Consider the following 16322-nt stretch of genomic DNA (forward strand, 5'->3'; position numbering starts at 1 on the left):
GTTTTCCGCTTCTCAATGGAAGTTACGGGATTTCACGAAAATGGGGGTGTCGGAACAATCCGTTTCCGCGGTCGCATCTCCTGCCGACCGGTTCCCGACATCCGCGAGCAGGGGAGAGCGATCCATGATCTCCAGCGCGATGAGATGCACGACTTCCCCCTCTTTCTGGAGCCGTCCCTTCACCGCCAGCATGGTCGCGGACAGAACGATGGAGCGGAATTTCTCGAAGATGTCCGGCCAGACGATGACATTCAGCGTCGCGGTTTCGTCCTCCAGCGTCAGGAAGATCACGCCCTTTGACGAGCCGGGACGCTGGCGGACCAGCACGATCCCGGCGGCGGTCAGGCGCTTGCCGTCTCTGGATGCCACAGCCGCACGGCAGGTCAGGATATTGTCTTGCCGGAGATCGTCGCGCAGGAAGGCAACGGGGTGAGCGCGCAGGGTCAGGCCGACGCGGTTATAGTCCCGGGCGACTTCGGCACCCGCCCGCATGGGCCGGAGCAGCACGTCCGGCTCCTCCGTCTCGCGCGTGACGTCGGCCGCAGCGAAAAGCGGCAGCGGTTCGTCCCGCAATGCCTTGATGGCCCATAGCGCCTCCCGCCGCGCCAGCCCGAAGGCCTCCCGAAAGGCGTCGGCCTCGGCCAGCGTTACCAGAGCCTCCTGCGGCACGGCGGCACGGCGCCATAGATCGTCGATCGAGGCGAACGGGCGACTTCGTGCGGCGACGATCGCGGCCGCGTGGCTATTCGCCATTCCCTTGACCAGACTCAGGCCCAGCCGCACAGGGAAATTACCCTGGTCGTTTTCCTCGCCTTCCAGATTGCTGTCCCAGCGAGACGCGTTGATACAGACCGGTCGAACTTCAATCCCATGAGCGCGAGCATCGCGGACGAGTTGCGCGGGGGCATAGAAGCCCATGGGTTGCGAATTGAGGAGTGAGGTCAGAAACACATCCGGGTGCCGGCATTTCAGCCATGACGAGGTGTAGGCGAGGATCGCGAAACTGGCGGCGTGGCTTTCCGGAAAGCCATAGGAGCCGAAGCCTTCGAGCTGCTGATAGATCCGCTGGGCGAATTCCTCCGGGTAGCCCTTCCGCGTCATCCCTTCCAGCAACCGGGTCTGGAAGTGCGACACCGTGCCGGTGTTCTTGAAGGTCGCCATCGCCCGGCGCAGCCCGTCCGCTTCGGCGGCGGTGAAATCGGCGCAGACCATCGCGACCTGCATCACCTGCTCCTGGAAAAGCGGCACGCCCAGCGTGCGCTTGAGCACCTCTTCCAGTTCCGGCGTCGGATAATCCGGCTCTTCCAGCCCCTCCCGGCGGCGCAGATAAGGATGGACCATGTCTCCTTGTATCGGACCCGGTCTGACAATCGCGACCTCGATCACCAGATCGTAATAGGTCCGGGGTTTCAGCCTCGGCAACATCGACATCTGGGCGCGGGATTCGATCTGGAACACGCCGATCGTATCGGCCTTGCGGATCATCGCATAGGTGCGCGGGTCCTCGGCCGGGATGGTCTGGAGCGTGAAATGCTGGCCCTTGTGCGCGGCCAGCAGGTCCAAACCCTTTTTCATGCAGGTCAGCATGCCAAGGGCCAGGATATCGACTTTCATGAATTTCAGGGCATCGATATCGTCCTTGTCCCATTCGATGATCTGACGGTCATCCATCGCGGCCGGTTCGATCGGCACCAGTTCGTCGAGCCTGTCACGGGTCAGCACGAAGCCGCCGGGATGCTGAGAGAGGTGGCGGGGCACGCCGATCAGGCAGCGCGCCAGATCCAGCGTCAGGCGGATACGCCGGTCGGAGAGATCAATTCCCGTCTCGGCGAATTTCTCCGCATCGACATTGCGTGACCAGCCCCAGATCTGCTTGCTCAATAGTGCGATGACATCTTCCGGCAGGCCCATCACCTTGCCGACGTCGCGCAGCGCGCCCTTGGCGCGATAACGGATCACCACGGCGGTCAGCGCGGCACGATCGCGTCCGTAATGGTCGTAGACCCACTGGATGATCTCCTCGCGGCGCGCATGTTCGAAATCAACGTCGATATCAGGTGGCTCAGCCCGTTCTTCGGAAATGAACCGCTCGAACAGCAGCGTGGTGCGCGAGGGATCGATGGCGGTAATGCCGAGCACGAAACACACCGCGCTGTTGGCAGCCGAGCCGCGTCCCTGACAGAGGATGTCACGCCGCCGCGCCTCCCGGACGATCGAGTGGACCGTGAGAAAATACGGTGCGTAATTCATGCGCCCGATCAGAGCGAGTTCGTGGCGAAGAACCTTTGCCACATCCGGAGGCGCGTCTGCGCCATACGTTTCCCGCGCCCCCTGCCAGGTCAACGCTTCCAGCGCCTGTTGGGGCGTCTGGCCGGGGATTTCGATCTCGTCGGGATACTGATAGGCCAGATCGTCGAGAGAAAACCGGCAACGCTCCACGATCTCCATCGCTCGATCGATCGCGTCCGGATAGCGGCCGAACAGGCGTGCCATTTCTTCCGGCGGTTTGAGATAGCGGTCGGCATGACGCTCGCGCGCGAAACCTGCCCGGTCGATCGTCGTGCCGCGCCGGATGCAGGTGACGACGTCCTGAAGGATGCGCCGGTCATGGGTGTGGAACATCACGTCGTTGGTTACGACGGTCTTCACGCCTCGCGCATGGGCGAGGTTGGCCAGTTCGTAGAGGCGCATCTGATCGTTCGGGCGGCGGCGCAGGGTGAGCGCCATATAGGCACGGTTGCCGAAGGCATCATGCAATTTCCGCAAATGCGCGGCACACTCGTCATCCGCGACATCCGGCACCAGCACGGCGAGCAGCCCTTCGCCCCACTCTAAGAGGTCGTTCCAGTGCAGCAGGCATTTCCCCTTTCCGGCCCGCGCCTTGCCGAGCGACAGTAGGCGGCACAACCGCCCATAGGCCGCCCGATCGGTCGGATAGACCAGCACGGGCGGCGCGTCTTCCAAGTCGAGCCGACAGCCGACGACCAGCCGGATGCCGGTTTCCTTCGCCGCAATATGTGCCTGCACGATCCCGGCCATGCTGTTGCGATCCGTGATCCCCAGCGCGGAGATGCCCAGCGCCTTGGCCTGCTCGAACAACTCGATCGGTGAGGACGCGCCGCGCAGGAAGGAGAAATACGTCGTGACCTGAAGCTCGGCGTAGGGCGCCGTTCGGGCACTCATGCGAAAAGCCCATGCAGAAACCACGCCTGCGATCCGGTCTCGCCATGCTCGCCGTCACCCTCGCGGAACAGCCAGAAGCGTTCCCCGGCCGTATCTTCCACCCGGAAGTAATCGCGTGCGATCGTCAGTTCGGCGTCACCTTTCCACCACTCGCCGAAGACGCGCTCCGGCCCGTCGGCGCAGCGTACCCGATGCCGCACACCTCGCCAGATGAAGAAAACCGGCGGCTGATCGGGCAGTTCCGCCATGGCCTGCACCGGCTCGGGTCGCCCCAGAAGGCGCGTCGGGCGCGGCCATTGCACGGGCCATGTCGCCCCGTCGTCGGGGGCGAGCGCCGGCACGCGGCAGACCGACCGCTCGGGGATGTCGCTTTCCACGGCGGCGAAGCGATAAAGCGCCTCGCTCCCGATGCGATTGGCGAGCGTGTCGATCAGCCCGGCAATGTCCGCCTCTTCCTCTTCGATCAGGGACGAGACGCGCTGCCGCACTTCCATGGGCTCCGCGAGGACGGCCACCAGTTCCATGCGCTCGATGCCGAAGCCGGGGTCGATGGTCTCGATCTTTTCGCGGAGAAGGCGGGTGAGGTGCTTCGGATCGCGCACCGGCCGGGCGGTGGCGACGCGGATCGCCTGAACGGCGTTGTCTACCCGGTGCAGGAGCAGGTCGAGCTGACGCACCCCGTCGCCCCGCGCGTCCAGCCCTTCGCAGAGGACGGGGACCAGCCTGCCGATGTAACGCGCGATGGTCTCGGCGGCGCCGATCGGCTCCGCGAAGTTGCGCGCGGCGGCAACCGGATCGACCGGACGCACGGCCTGGACCGGTTCGGCGATTCGCCCATAGGCCTGATCCAGCCGCCTCTCCAGTTCCGGACCGAAGCGCAAGGTCAGCGGGCCGCGCGGCATCGTCGCCAGTTTGCCGATCCGCGAGACGCCGAGCGTCCGCAATCCGTCCACGATGGATGCGGACAGCCGCAGCGCCTCGACCGGCAGATCGGTCAGAGCGTCGGCGGTCTCGCCCTGCGGCACGACGAGGACACGACCGCGCCCGTAGCGGGCCAGCGCATGTGCCGCGCCCCAGGTGTCGGCGACAGCGGCCTTGGCCGTGAAGCCGGACTCCGCCAGCCGCCGGACGATGGCGTCGAGCATCGCCGCCTCGCCACCATGCAGATGATCCGTGCCGGTCGTTTCCAGCACGATGCCGTTCGGCTGTCCGGAAGACGAAGATGAATCCACCGCGACGATCGGCGCGATCCGCTGCTGGAACCAGAGTGAATTGCCCCGGGTTTTGTGGAGACAGAACGACCCGTAAGGTAAGAAGAATTCATGAGCAACAAATCGAAGCGTTTTCCGCCTGAATTTCGCGAGCGTGCAGCCCGCATGGTTCTGGAGGAAGAGAAGAACCATCCATCACGCTGGTCCGCGGTGATGATGATAGCGCCAAAGCTGGATATTCATCCTGACACGCTGTCAAAATGGACCCGTCTGCATGAACGTGCCAATGCGCCTGCGGTGAGTGAACTGCCAGATCGAGAGAAGATCAGGCAACTGGAGCGAGAGAACCGCGAACTGCGGCAGGCCAATGAAATCCTGCGCAAGGCGTCGGCATATTTTGCCCAGGCGGAACTCGACCGCCGGTTCAGGCCATGACACGCTTCATTGAGGAGCATCGGCAGACATATGGTGTCGGGTCAATCTGCAGGGTTCTGTCGATTGCACCATCTGTCTATTATGCTTATCGGGCGAGACAGAAAAATCCCTGTGTGCGCAGCCAGAAAGACAAAGAACTGTATCATGAAATCCGCAGGGTCTGGACCGATAATTTCTGTGTCTATGGAGCGCGCAAAGTCTGGCATCAGCTCAGACGTGAAGGTCTGGATGTCGCCCGCTGCACGGTAGAGCGGCTGATGCGCCGGATGGGACTGAAAGGCGTCATTCGTGGCAAGGGGATCAGAACCACACGGCCCGATCCGGCACGGCCCTGTCCACGGGATCTGGTGCAGCGCCAGTTTCATGCCCCAGCCCCCAACAGGCTCTGGGTTTCGGATTTTACTTACGTTTCCACATGGCAGGGCTTTGTTTATGTGGCCTTCATCATTGATGTATTCGCACGGGTTATTGTGGGCTGGCGCGTCTCGTCCACTGCCCATACCGACTTCGTACTGGATGCTCTCGAGCAGGCTCTGTGCCAGAGGCGGCCTGAGGGAAAAGTGACCCACCATTCCGACCGCGGCTGTCAATATGTGTCCATTCGCTACACGCAAAGACTGGCTGAAGCCGGACTGGTCGCCTCTGTCGGCAGTGTCGGAGATTCCTATGATAACGCCCTGGCGGAGACCATTAACGGGCTTTACAAAACCGAACTCATCTATCGGCAGGGGCCATGGAAAAACAGGGAAGCGGTTGAACTGGCAACACTTAAATGGGTCGACTGGTTCAACAATCGACGGATCCTGTCCTCCATTGGAAACATCCCCCCAGCAGAAGCTGAGGCACGCTTTTATGCACAACAGAAATCACATGCATTAGCTGCGTAGTTCAGATAAAAACGTCTCCACAAAACCCGGGGCAATTCATTGCGCGCCGCCAGATCGGCGGCCGTAACGACGCGGCGGTTGCCGTCCCGCCCGCCGAGCGCCAGCGGCGCGTCAGGCGCGGGCGCGGCGTGCCCGAGCTTCCTGCGCAGCCGCTCCGTCGGCCAGAGAGGCAGGGTGAGCGACACCAGCCGGGCCGAGCCTTCCTTTCGCATCGCATCCCCCCACCTCGAAATCCGCGCACTCCCCCGAGCGCGCACGCAGCAGCTCCAGCAGCCAGCGCGGCCGCTCTACTCCCGGAACAGGGAGAGAGGCCGATGGCAGTACCGACACCCGCCAGCGCGTGGTGCTGGCCGTGGGCTGGCCGAAATCGGCGGCCTCCGTCTGACGGCGCCAGCGGCGCAGGGCGATACCGATCGTCCCGGTTCCTTCGGCAGCAATCTGCAACCGGCGTGAGGCCGTCATCGTCAGCCGTCCGACCTCGGCGACCACGATGCCAAGCCCGCCGTGCCGCAGCCCCTCCTCGAAACAGGCCAGCGCATCGGCCTCCGATCCCGCTTCGACATGGATGACGCGCCGTGCCGCCAGACCCGCCTGATCCAGCGCGGGCGCGAAGAGGTCCTGCCGCATGACGATCCAGAGCACTTTTCCCCGTGTGCGGGCCGCGATGCCTGCGGCGAACTGCCCGGCAGCGGCGGTATTGAGCGCGTCGTTGCCCCCGCCCGCGACCTCATGCAGCGCACCAAGCGTCAGGCCGCCGCCGGGCAGCTTCCCGTCGATCTCGCGCACACCGAACGGCAGCACCGCGCGCTTGCGGTCCTTGTGCCCTTCCAGCCGGGCGATCGTTGCCTGGAGCGCCTCGACGGCCGGTCTTCTCTTCGCCGGCTTGCTGTCCTCTGCGGTGGTCATCCCGGTCCTCTGCCCTGCCTCCCCGATCACCCTCACTTGCGATGATATGTTCGTGCTTTGTTCTGGATCGGCGGCGAGAGTCAAGGCATAATTCCGTCTTCCGTGCCATGATGGCCGACGAAGCGCGGGCCGGGCCGCGAACGAGGATGGCGTAAGGTTTTGACTCCAAAGATTTCCAGTGACGCGATCACGGACGATCCGCTCGCCCGCCTCAATCCCGCCCAGCGCGAGGCCGTCACGCATGGCGCCGGAGTCGCGGCCGGATCGCCCCCGCTGCTGGTCATCGCGGGCGCCGGATCGGGCAAGACCAACACGCTGGCGCATCGGGTCGCCCATCTGATCGCCACGGGCACCGATCCGCGCCGCATCCTGCTGCTGACCTTCTCGCGGCGTGCGAGCACCGAGATGACGCGGCGCGTGGCGCGCATCTGCCGCGCCGTCCTCGGCGACAGGGCGGCGACGCTGGCCGACGCGCTGGCGTGGTCCGGCACGTTCCATGCCATCGGCGCGCGGCTGCTGCGGGAGTATGCCGAGCAGATCGGCATGGACCCGTCCTTCTCGATCCATGACCGGGAAGATTCCGCCGATCTCATGAACCTGATCCGTCATGATCTCGGCTTTTCCAAAACAGAGAAACGCTTCCCCGCCAAGGGGACGTGCCTGGCCATTTATTCCCGCGTCGCGAACTCCGGCGCACCGCTCGGCGACGTGCTGATGAAGCATTACCCGTGGTGCGCGGGATGGGAGGCCCAGTTCAGGCAGCTCTTTGCTGGTTATGTTGCGGCCAAGCAGGAGCAGGGCGTGCTGGATTACGACGATCTGCTACTGGCCTGGGCGCAGACGGTCGCGGAACCCGTTTTGGCCGCCGATCTCGGCGGGAAATGGGACCATATCCTCGTTGACGAATATCAGGACACCAACCGGCTTCAGGCCGACATCCTGCTCGGGATGAAGCCCGACGGGCGCGGGCTTACGGTGGTCGGCGACGACGCGCAGTCGATTTACGCCTTCCGCGCGGCGACGGTGCGCAATATCCTCGATTTTCCGGCGAGTTTCGTTCCCCCGGCGCGCATCGTGACGCTGGACCGGAATTATCGCTCCACGAAACCGGTCCTCGCCGCCGCCAATGCGGTGATCGGCGAGGCCGTCGAGCGCTTCACCAAAGACCTCTGGACCGAACGGGACTCAGACGAACGCCCGCGTCTCGTGGCGGTGGCCGACGACACCGCGCAGGCGGATTATATCGCGACACGGGTGCTGGAAGAGCGCGAGGGCGGCACCGCGCTGAAGGAACAGGCGGTGCTGTTCCGGGCCTCGCACCATAGCGCCACGCTGGAGGTCGAGCTGACCCGGCGCAACATCCCGTTCGTGAAGTTCGGCGGGCTGAAATTTCTGGACAGCGCGCATGTGAAGGACGTGCTGGCGATCCTGCGCTTTGCCCAGAATCCGCGCGACCGGATCGCGGGGTTTCGCGTGTTGCAGCTTCTGCCGGGCGTGGGACCGACCTCGGCGCGGCGGGTGCTGGACGCGCTGGGCGAGACCGACCGGCCGTTCGAGGCGTTGGCAGGCACGAAGCCTCCCGCCCGCAGCGGCGAGGCATGGCCCGGCTTCGTGGAGACGCTTGCGGTGCTCGGCAGTGGCAAGACCGGCTGGCCGGGCGAGATCGCCGCCGTGCGCGCCTGGTATGAGCCGCATCTGGAGCGGCTGCATGAGGATGCGACCATGCGGCAGGCCGACCTGGTGCAGCTTGAACAGATCGCCGGGGGTTATCCCTCGCGGGAGAAGTTTCTCACCGAACTGACGCTCGACCCGCCGGACGCGACTTCCGATCAGGCGGGGGTGCCGCTGCTGGACGAGGATTATCTGGTCCTCTCGACCATCCATTCCGCCAAGGGGCAGGAATGGAAGAGCGTGTTCGTGCTGAATGTGGTGGATGGCTGCATCCCGTCGGACCTTGCCACCGGCGAGCGCGACGACATCGAGGAGGAACGCCGCCTGCTCTATGTCGCCATGACGCGGGCGAAGGACTCCCTCGACCTCATGGTGCCGCAGCGTTTCTACGTCCATGGCCGAGGGCTGGGCGACCGGCATGTCTATGCGACGCGGACTCGTTTCATTACGCGGGAGATGCTGCCACTGTTCCACCAAATCGCGTGGCCGGTCGTGGCGCCGGAGGAGCAGGCCCGGCAGGAGGCGGTGAAATCCGTGCGGATCGACATGGGCGCGCGGCTGCGCTCTATGTGGTCGTAGGAGAACGGGCGTGTGCAATCTCTACAGCATGACGACCAGCCAGCAGGCCATCCGCGAGGCGGCCGATGTCATGAACGACCGCACGGGCAATCTTCCGCGCCTGCCGGAAATCTGGCCGAACACGATGGCGCCGATCGTGCGGAATGCCGCTGACGGGCGTGAACTGGTCATGGCGCGCTGGGGCATGCCGACACCCCCCGGTGCGCTCAGGGGCCGGAAGGTCGATCGGGGTGTGACCAATATCCGGCATACGGTCTCGCCATGGTGGAGGCGCTGGCTGGGTGTGGAACATCGCTGCCTCGTGCCGCTGACGGCCTTCGCCGAGCCGGAGCGTCTGCCGGACGGCAAAACCCGGCAGAAATGGTTCGCCCGCGCCGACGGCGAGGAACTGGCGTTCTTCGCGGGGATATGGTGTCAATGGTCCTCCGTCCGCAAGCTGGCGGATGGAGAGACGACGGACGATCTGTTCGGCTTCCTGACCACCGACGCCAATCGCGAGGTTGCCGCCGTTCATCCGAAGGCGATGCCGGTGATCCTGACCCAGCCTGGGGAGTTCGACACATGGATGGAAGCGCCGGTGGCGGAAGCTCTGCGGCTTCAGCGGCCGCTACCGGATGAGGCGCTGATCATGGCGGCAGCGCCTTCGGCCGATGGGTGATGTCGGCAATCGGGGGGTAAGCGGGCTGTCTGCTTCGAAACACAACCCACCCGCGAGCAGACATATTCGCTAATTCCAAGGCTGTTTTTATCGCCGCGCCCGCCGGGATGCGGCTTTTGAAACGGGTCTGTCAGAAACACATTCCTGACGCTCTGCCCATGATGCTTCATTCTGGTGAGGGATGAAGATTTTAAGCCAAAAATTTAGCCATAGGGAGACGCAGATTTACCTTGAAATCGGTTTGGCCATCGGTCTAAGAAAGCTTGCTGTTTATGAAAACAGTATCAGTTCTTTATGAGGGTGAGCAGATATGATTAGCCCCGGACTAGGCTTAGGCTTTGGTATACACGCTGAAGTCACAAAAGAAATGTTTAATATGATGCCGAGAAGAGACCAAAACACTCTTCTTCAGAGGATATACGACAAAGGGTACACTGCCAAGGAAACTGGCGGTTTCTTCGGAATTCCGACCCCTACTGTCTACTCTAGAATCGATGCCCATAGAGGGCGTCAGGGCAATCCGGAGCCTGCTACCTGATCGAAATTTTTTATGAACTCCTCTTTTGGGAGAACCTTGAAAGGAGAGTTCATTACACGACAAATTGCCACTCATCTTGAGTGGCAATTTGTCGCGCAGAAAAGCATATCAGTTTCAAAAAGCTTAGGACTAACGCCCGCTCCGGCGATAAGGTCAAAGGTTGCGTTCGTCGGAATACTGTTTCCGGTGGGCCTCCTTCTTGACCCACTCTTGCGCTCCGCGCCGTTCTTGCACCCAGTCTTCCGTCGCTTTTGCTCAGCCCGTTCTTTTTACTAAATGTTGCCCGCCCCACTCCATCAGCCAAATCGGCAAACTGAACCGCCCCGGGATTAGCGCCAGCTCATCCCCGCAGTCCGCTTCAGGGAAGCAAGGAGCGACGTTCGGGCGTCCGCAAAGACGGCGGTTCCGGAAACCGTAGGAGCGCCCCTTCGTCCCGTCACCGCCCAAACGGCAGCCCACCCCTACGCAAGTTCTTCTATCCCGGCGCCCTACGGCCCCAGAGACTTGTTGCGCTCCCGTGTTTCTGCCTCTTTTTAATCAACCCCGCTGATCCACAGCCTCTCACGGGAGGCCAATCGCGGGGTTCATAGTGTCCGTCGCTCCCTTCCGTTCCGAAGCCATCGCCCGAGGCATGCGCATGCTGCGCACCGCGCTCGGCCCGGCGATTGCCGGGCATCTCGATGATCCGTCGATCGTCGAGGTGATGCTCAATCCCGACGGTCGGTTGTGGATCGACCGACTGGCCGGCGGGATGGAGGACACCGGCACCCGGATCGCACCTGCCGATGCCGAGCGGATCGTCCGCCTGATCGCCCATCATGTCGGGGTCGAGGTGCATCCCGGCAGCCCGCGCGTCTCGGCCGAACTGCCGGGAAGTGGGGAGCGGTTCGAGGGGTTGGTGCCCCCTGTGGTGGCTGCACCGTGCTTCGCCATCCGGCGTCCGGCGGTCGCGGTGTTCTCGCTTGACGATTATGTGGCTGCCGGCATCATGACCGCCGCACAGGCAGAGTTTCTGCGCGGCGCCGTCGGCGAGCGGAAGAACATCCTGGTCGCCGGCGGCACCTCCACCGGCAAGACCACGCTGGTCAACGCCCTGCTGGCCGAGATCGCACAGACCGGCGACCGGGTGGTGCTGATCGAAGACACGCGCGAATTGCAATGCACGGCCCCTAATCTGGTCGCCCTGCGTACCAAAGACGGCGCCGCCTCGCTCTCCGACCTGGTGCGCTCTTCGCTGCGCCTGCGCCCCGACCGGATTCCGATCGGCGAAGTGCGCGGAGCGGAAGCGCTCGACCTGCTCAAGGCCTGGGGCACCGGCCATCCCGGCGGTGTCGGCACCCTGCACGCGGGGTCCGCTATCGGGGCGCTGCGTCGGTTGGAGCAGTTGATCCAGGAAGCCGTCGTCACTGTCCCGCGCGCCCTGATCGCCGAGACCATCGACGTGATCGCGGTGCTGTCCGGGCGCGGCAGCGCGCGTCGGCTGGCCGAACTCGCCACGGTCCGGGGCCTGACCCTGGAGGGCGATTACATCCTCACACCCGCCGGAGATCCGTCATGACCCGCATGATCACTGTGCGCCGCCATCTCGCCATGGTCGGCTCGACTCTGTCGCTCGCCCTGCTGTCGGCCCCGGCCTACGCGGCAGGCTCGAACATGCCCTGGGAAGAACCGCTCAACCAGATCCTGGAATCCGTGCAGGGGCCGGTGGCGCGCATCGTGTCGGTGATCATCATCACTGTAACCGGCCTGACCCTGGCCTTCGGGGAAACCTCTGGCGGCTTCCGCCGTCTGGTGCAGATCGTCTTCGGCCTGTCGATCGCTTTTGCGGCGTCCAGCTTCTTCCTGTCCTTCTTCTCCTTCGCGGGCGGGGCGCGGACCTGATGGAGCCCGACGCCATCCCCGGCTTCACCGCCCCGGTGCATCGCGCTCTGATCGAGCCGATCCTGCTCGGCGGAGCGCCGCGCACGGTGGCCATCGTCAACGGCACACTGGCCGCCGCGATCGGGCTCGGCCTGCGGCTGTGGATCGCAGGCGGGATCTTCTGGTTGGTGGGTCATTTCGCCGCCGTCTGGGCGGCAAAACGCGATCCCGCCTTCGTCGACGTGGTGCGACGGCATCTGCGCTATCCCACCCATCTGGTCGGGTGAGGGCGCGATGATGAACCTCGCCGAATACCGCCATCGCCGCGACCGGCTGGCCGATTTCCTGCCCTGGGCGGCGCTGGTCGTCAAAGGCGTGGTGCTGAACAAGGATGGCGCCTTCCAGCGCACCGCGCGCTTTCGCGGTCCCGACCTAGACTCCTCGACCGCCTCCGAACTGGTCGCCATCACGTCGCGGCTAAACAACGCCCTGCGCCGGCTCGGCTCCGGCTGGGCGCTCTTCGTCGAGGCACAGCGCCGGCAAGCGCGCGGCTATCCGTCCGGCCCGTTTCCCGATCCCGCGTCCGAACTGGTGGATGCGGAGCGCCGGGCACAGTTCGAGGAAGAAGGCGCGCATTACGAGAGCCGTTATTTCCTGAGCCTGGTGTGGCTGCCGTCGGCGGACGATGCCGCCCGCGCGGAAGCGTGGCTCTACGAGAACCGCGCCCGCGGCGGCTCGGACTGGCGGGCGGTGGTCGCGGGTTTCATCGACCAGACCGACCGGGTGCTGGCCTTACTCGACGGCTTCATGCCGGAAGCCGACTGGCTCGATGACGGCGAAACCCTGACCTATCTCCATTCCTGCATCTCGACGCGCATGCAGCGGGTGCGGGTGCCGGAAATCCCGATGCATCTCGACGCCATCCTGGTGGACGAGGAACTGACCGGCGGTCTGGAGCCGCGCCTGGGTGACGCCCATCTGCGCATGCTCACCATCACCGGTTTCCCGACCCAGACCTGGCCGGGGCTGCTCGACGAGCTGAACCGGCTGGCCTTTCCCTATCGCTGGTCGACGCGGGCGATCTGCCTCGACCGCACCGATGCGACCAGGGTGCTGGGCAAGATCCGGCGGCAATGGTTCGCCAAGCGCAAATCCATCATGGCCATCCTCAAGGAGGTGATGACCAATGAGGCCTCGGTGCTGCTGGATTCCGATGCCGCCAACAAGGCTGCCGACGCCGATGCGGCGTTGCAGGAACTCGGCACCGATCAGGTCGGCCAGGCCTATGTCACCGCCACCGTCACGGTGTGGGACGAGGATCCCATCATCGCCGCCGATCGGCTGCGGCTGGTGGAGAAGACCATCCAGGGCCGCGACTTCACCTGCATGCGCGAGACGGTGAATGCGCTCGAAGCCTGGTTCGGCAGTCTGCCGGGCCATGTCTACGCCAATGTCCGCCAGCCCTGCGTTTCGACCCTGAACCTCGCGCACATGATCCCGCTCTCCGCCGTGTGGGCGGGGCCGGAGCGTGACGGGCATTTCGACGCGCCACCGTTATTTTATGCCCGTACTGAAGGCTCGACCCCGTTCCGCTTTGCACTCCACGTCGGAGATGTCGGCCACACGCTGATCGCCGGGCCGACCGGGGCCGGCAAGTCGGTGCTGCTGGCCTTCATGGCGATGCAGTTCCGTCGCTATGCAAACGCCCGGATCTTCGCCTTCGATTTCGGCGGCTCGATCCGCGCGGCGACCCAGGCAATGGGCGGGGACTGGCACGATCTCGGCGGCGCGCTGGCGCAGGACGGGAACGATCCCGTCGCGTTGCAGCCGCTGGCGCGGATCGACGAGCCGGGCGAACGGGCCTGGGCGGCGGAGTGGGTGGCGAGCCTGCTGGAGCGCGAGGGCGTCACTGTCGCGCCCGATCTCAAGGAGCATCTGTGGTCGGCACTGACCTCGCTGGCCTCGGCCCCGGTTGCGGAACGCACCATCACCGGCCTGTCGGCGCTGCTCCAGTCGCTGGCCTTGAAGCAGGCATTGCAGCCCTACTGCGTTGGTGGCCCGTGGGGCAGTCTGCTCGATGCTGAGCACGAGCGGCTGGGCGTCGCCGATATCCAGGCCTTCGAGATCGAGGGGCTGATCGGCTCACGGTGGAACTGCCTGCCGCGGTGCATCGCGATCTGGTCGAATACGGGCGCCTGTTGGCAAGTGAGAGCGGTCAGGCCGAAATCGTGCCGGCAAAGCTGATCCCACCGATGCTTTCACGCTTCATGGAAGGGGATAGGGCCTTTTCCAAAGCCAGACGTCTTCGAATCAGCGCTGCCGAACAAAATCGCGGATAAAGGCAACGAAACGGCCCGTAACCGCATCTTGGCGATCGGCATCCCAGCCGAGGCGAATGGGCAGGTGGGCATCACGTTCCCGAAGCGGTCTGAAAATGACGCCTGGAAAGCCTCGTTCCGCCTGACTCTGGACGGCAAGCGTCATGCCATATCCTGCGCTCACCAGCGCGAAAACGGATTGCTTTCCCGCAGGATGCGTTTCGATGGTCACATCCGTGCCAAGAATCTTCGTATAATGGTCCCTTACGCTATGATTGCGCCCCCAGTCCTGGACCAAGAAAATCTCATTTTGCAATTGTCCCGGCGTAATACTCTGATATCGATGCAAAGAATGTTCGCTCGACAGCGCTACCATCAAGCTCTCGCTGCAAAATGGAAGTGTTTCAATCGCTTCTGATTTAGCAAAAGGCGTAGAAAAAATCACGTCCACTCGACGACGAAACAAGGCGGATCGAAGATCGCATGTTCCCATCTCGTAAAAAATTACTCTTATATCAGGATTTTTCGACTTCCAGACCGATAGGGCAAGCCTGAACTGGACACCAACCGGAGGGAGTAGGGTACCGATCCGAACGATACCACGGCGACCTGCTCCAAGCATTTGGCATAAGGTCCTGACTTCGTCCAGATCATCAAGCAGGGTGACGATTCTTTGGAATAGCAAGTCACCAGCTACTGTCAGGCGAACACCGGCGTGGCTTCGCTCCAGTAAGGTAACACCAAACTCATCTTCGAGTTTATTGATGGCGCGAGCCAATGTCGAAACCCTCACGCCGTGAAGTCCGGCAGCCCGCGTCAGGCTGCCAGCCTCTACAGCTAATCGGAAATATTCAAGATTTGCGCTGTGCATGATTTGAGCAGAGCTTTTCGAAAATTTCTTCCCCACGGACAAGAAATACGATAAGCCCGCCCAGGAAAAACAAGCCAAGCTTCCCGCGTATTCGCCTGATCATCGTGGTCACGTAGGCCTCCTTTTTCTCTGTGCTGTATTTTATGTCTTTCACTGGACTGTCATCTGCGTCACGCGCTCGGATTTTTCCTACAGTCAGGCTGCTGTGAATTTGTTCAATGATTGCGATAATGGCTCTTCCACGGTCGTGTGTACGACTGTCTTATTCCCTAAATTTAATTTCGGCTTTTACGTTGTATTTTTATCTACTTTAAATTTCCTATAGATCCTGTTGATTCCTGAATATTTGTGGCTGGTTTCTTGGATAGGCTCTCCATTTTTCTGATGAGATGATGGGCTCCAATGCGCACGCCTTCTCGCGCCGCGTCCAGATAGCCAAAGCTTGCCGTGAAATCCAGAGCGTCTGGGGTTTGCAAAGTCACGTGAGCGTAGAGAAGGCGTGATGTCGCGGCATCATAAACCTCGACCGCATAATAAACCGCACCGTAGGCCGTGCCATTTTCACCGGCTGCCTGCAGGCCAGCGTTCGCAACAAGACCCACGCTCGATAGATGAGAAAGCGTCGAGAGAACGGGGATGCTTTTTTTGACGCCTGTCAGTGTGATGTGAAAACGAAGAGTATCGGGTCCAGGCGACTGCACCAGATTATAGTCCCTTGATATTTCCTTAGGGAATATTTTGTCGATATAATCAGCGATGTAACGCTGATCTTTTCCTGATGTGTCGCCAAATTGAGCATCGTCTCCATGATATATCTCAACCGGATCAATGATTGCCGACTTATATTTGGAGAAATCAGCGTCTGAAGCGGTATATTGGTATTTAAATTCCCCTTTTTCCTTGGGGGACAATTGGGAAGAGGATTGCAAACTGGTATATTTTACCGGATCAGCGGTTGTGCATCCGTCAAGCATTAGGACAGCACCAATTCCACATAGGGCCATCAAAGCGTGTCTATAGTGCTCTATATTTAATCTGTACCACATTTTTCGTTATCCTCTGAAGATGTGCCGCTATATCTGTTGCCGATGACAGGTCGTGAAAGATGGTGAGATTTTTGAATGCGTCGACGATCATACTTTCTGTTTGGGGAGCCTTTCCCGGCGTCGTGTATTCTGTTGCAGATCAAACTGACGGTGTTGACC

General features: G+C 62.4%; 12 protein-coding genes, 1 pseudogene and 1 other annotated feature. Of the genes and pseudogenes, 8 read left to right on the forward strand and 5 right to left on the reverse strand.

Annotation, left to right across the window (positions count from 1 at the left end):
* Nucleotides 1–12 precede the first annotated feature (12 nt).
* Nucleotides 13–3183, reverse strand: coding sequence for an error-prone DNA polymerase (locus LKE90_RS11840; RefSeq protein ID WP_291501484.1), 3171 nt, complete (start codon nucleotides 3181–3183; stop codon nucleotides 13–15).
* Nucleotides 3180–4586, reverse strand: coding sequence for a DUF6504 family protein (locus LKE90_RS11845; protein WP_291501485.1), 1407 nt, complete (start codon nucleotides 4584–4586; stop codon nucleotides 3180–3182). The genes LKE90_RS11840 and LKE90_RS11845 overlap by 4 nt, the downstream gene beginning before the upstream one ends.
* Between LKE90_RS11845 and LKE90_RS11850 the strand changes: the two genes are divergently transcribed.
* Nucleotides 4506–5716 (forward strand): IS3 family transposase gene (locus LKE90_RS11850; RefSeq protein ID WP_291501409.1). Its coding sequence is split into 2 segments (ribosomal slippage): nucleotides 4506–4791 and nucleotides 4791–5716, totalling 1212 coding nucleotides; the frame shifts between segments, so codons are not numbered across the junction. The two genes, LKE90_RS11845 and LKE90_RS11850, sit on opposite strands and share 81 nt — an antisense overlap.
* Nucleotides 4784–4900, forward strand: a sequence feature (AL1L pseudoknot). It overlaps the preceding gene by 117 nt.
* A gap of 111 nt (nucleotides 5717–5827) precedes the next feature.
* Here LKE90_RS11850 and LKE90_RS11855 read toward each other — a convergent pair.
* On the reverse strand, nucleotides 5828–6622 hold the full coding sequence (locus tag LKE90_RS11855) for an ImuA family protein (protein ID WP_291501486.1): 795 nt from the start codon (nucleotides 6620–6622) through the stop codon (nucleotides 5828–5830).
* Between the two features lie 159 nt (nucleotides 6623–6781).
* Here LKE90_RS11855 and LKE90_RS11860 point away from each other — a divergent pair, with 159 nt between their 5' ends.
* The 7 genes and pseudogenes from LKE90_RS11860 (at nucleotide 6782) to LKE90_RS11890 (ending at nucleotide 14267) form a co-directional block, all read left to right on the forward strand.
* On the forward strand, nucleotides 6782–8872 hold the full coding sequence (locus tag LKE90_RS11860) for an ATP-dependent helicase (protein WP_291501487.1): 2091 nt from the start codon (nucleotides 6782–6784) through the stop codon (nucleotides 8870–8872).
* Nucleotides 8873–8882: 10 nt separating this feature from the next.
* The gene (locus LKE90_RS11865; RefSeq protein WP_291501488.1) at nucleotides 8883–9530 is read left to right on the forward strand and encodes an SOS response-associated peptidase; all 648 of its coding nucleotides are present in this window, start codon (nucleotides 8883–8885) and stop codon (nucleotides 9528–9530) included.
* Between the two features lie 1127 nt (nucleotides 9531–10657).
* A complete protein-coding gene (gene trbB / locus LKE90_RS11870) occupies nucleotides 10658–11626 on the forward strand; it encodes a P-type conjugative transfer ATPase TrbB (RefSeq protein ID WP_291501489.1) in 969 nt (322 codons plus the stop codon).
* A complete protein-coding gene (locus tag LKE90_RS11875; protein WP_291501490.1) occupies nucleotides 11623–11949 on the forward strand; it encodes a TrbC/VirB2 family protein in 327 nt (108 codons plus the stop codon). The genes trbB and LKE90_RS11875 overlap by 4 nt, the downstream gene beginning before the upstream one ends.
* The gene (locus LKE90_RS11880; protein ID WP_291501491.1) at nucleotides 11949–12215 is read left to right on the forward strand and encodes a VirB3 family type IV secretion system protein; all 267 of its coding nucleotides are present in this window, start codon (nucleotides 11949–11951) and stop codon (nucleotides 12213–12215) included. The genes LKE90_RS11875 and LKE90_RS11880 overlap by 1 nt, the downstream gene beginning before the upstream one ends.
* A 7-nt stretch (nucleotides 12216–12222) precedes the next feature.
* A pseudogene (trbE, locus tag LKE90_RS11885) lies at nucleotides 12223–14073 on the forward strand (conjugal transfer protein TrbE); the annotation flags it as partial.
* A gap of 2 nt (nucleotides 14074–14075) precedes the next feature.
* On the forward strand, nucleotides 14076–14267 hold the full coding sequence (locus LKE90_RS11890) for a DUF2274 domain-containing protein (RefSeq protein WP_291501492.1): 192 nt from the start codon (nucleotides 14076–14078) through the stop codon (nucleotides 14265–14267).
* Here LKE90_RS11890 and LKE90_RS11895 read toward each other — a convergent pair.
* Complete coding sequence (locus tag LKE90_RS11895) at nucleotides 14239–15195, reverse strand: LysR family transcriptional regulator (RefSeq protein WP_291501493.1); 957 nt, start codon at nucleotides 15193–15195, stop codon at nucleotides 14239–14241. The two genes, LKE90_RS11890 and LKE90_RS11895, sit on opposite strands and share 29 nt — an antisense overlap.
* A 227-nt stretch (nucleotides 15196–15422) precedes the next feature.
* Entirely contained in the window at nucleotides 15423–16091 is a 669-nt protein-coding gene (locus tag LKE90_RS11900; protein ID WP_291501494.1) for a DUF3313 domain-containing protein, read from the reverse strand.
* Nucleotides 16092–16322: the final 231 nt, after the last annotated feature.

It is taken from the genome of Acetobacter sp., assembly GCF_022483985.1.
Lineage (GTDB): Bacteria > Pseudomonadota > Alphaproteobacteria > Acetobacterales > Acetobacteraceae > Acetobacter.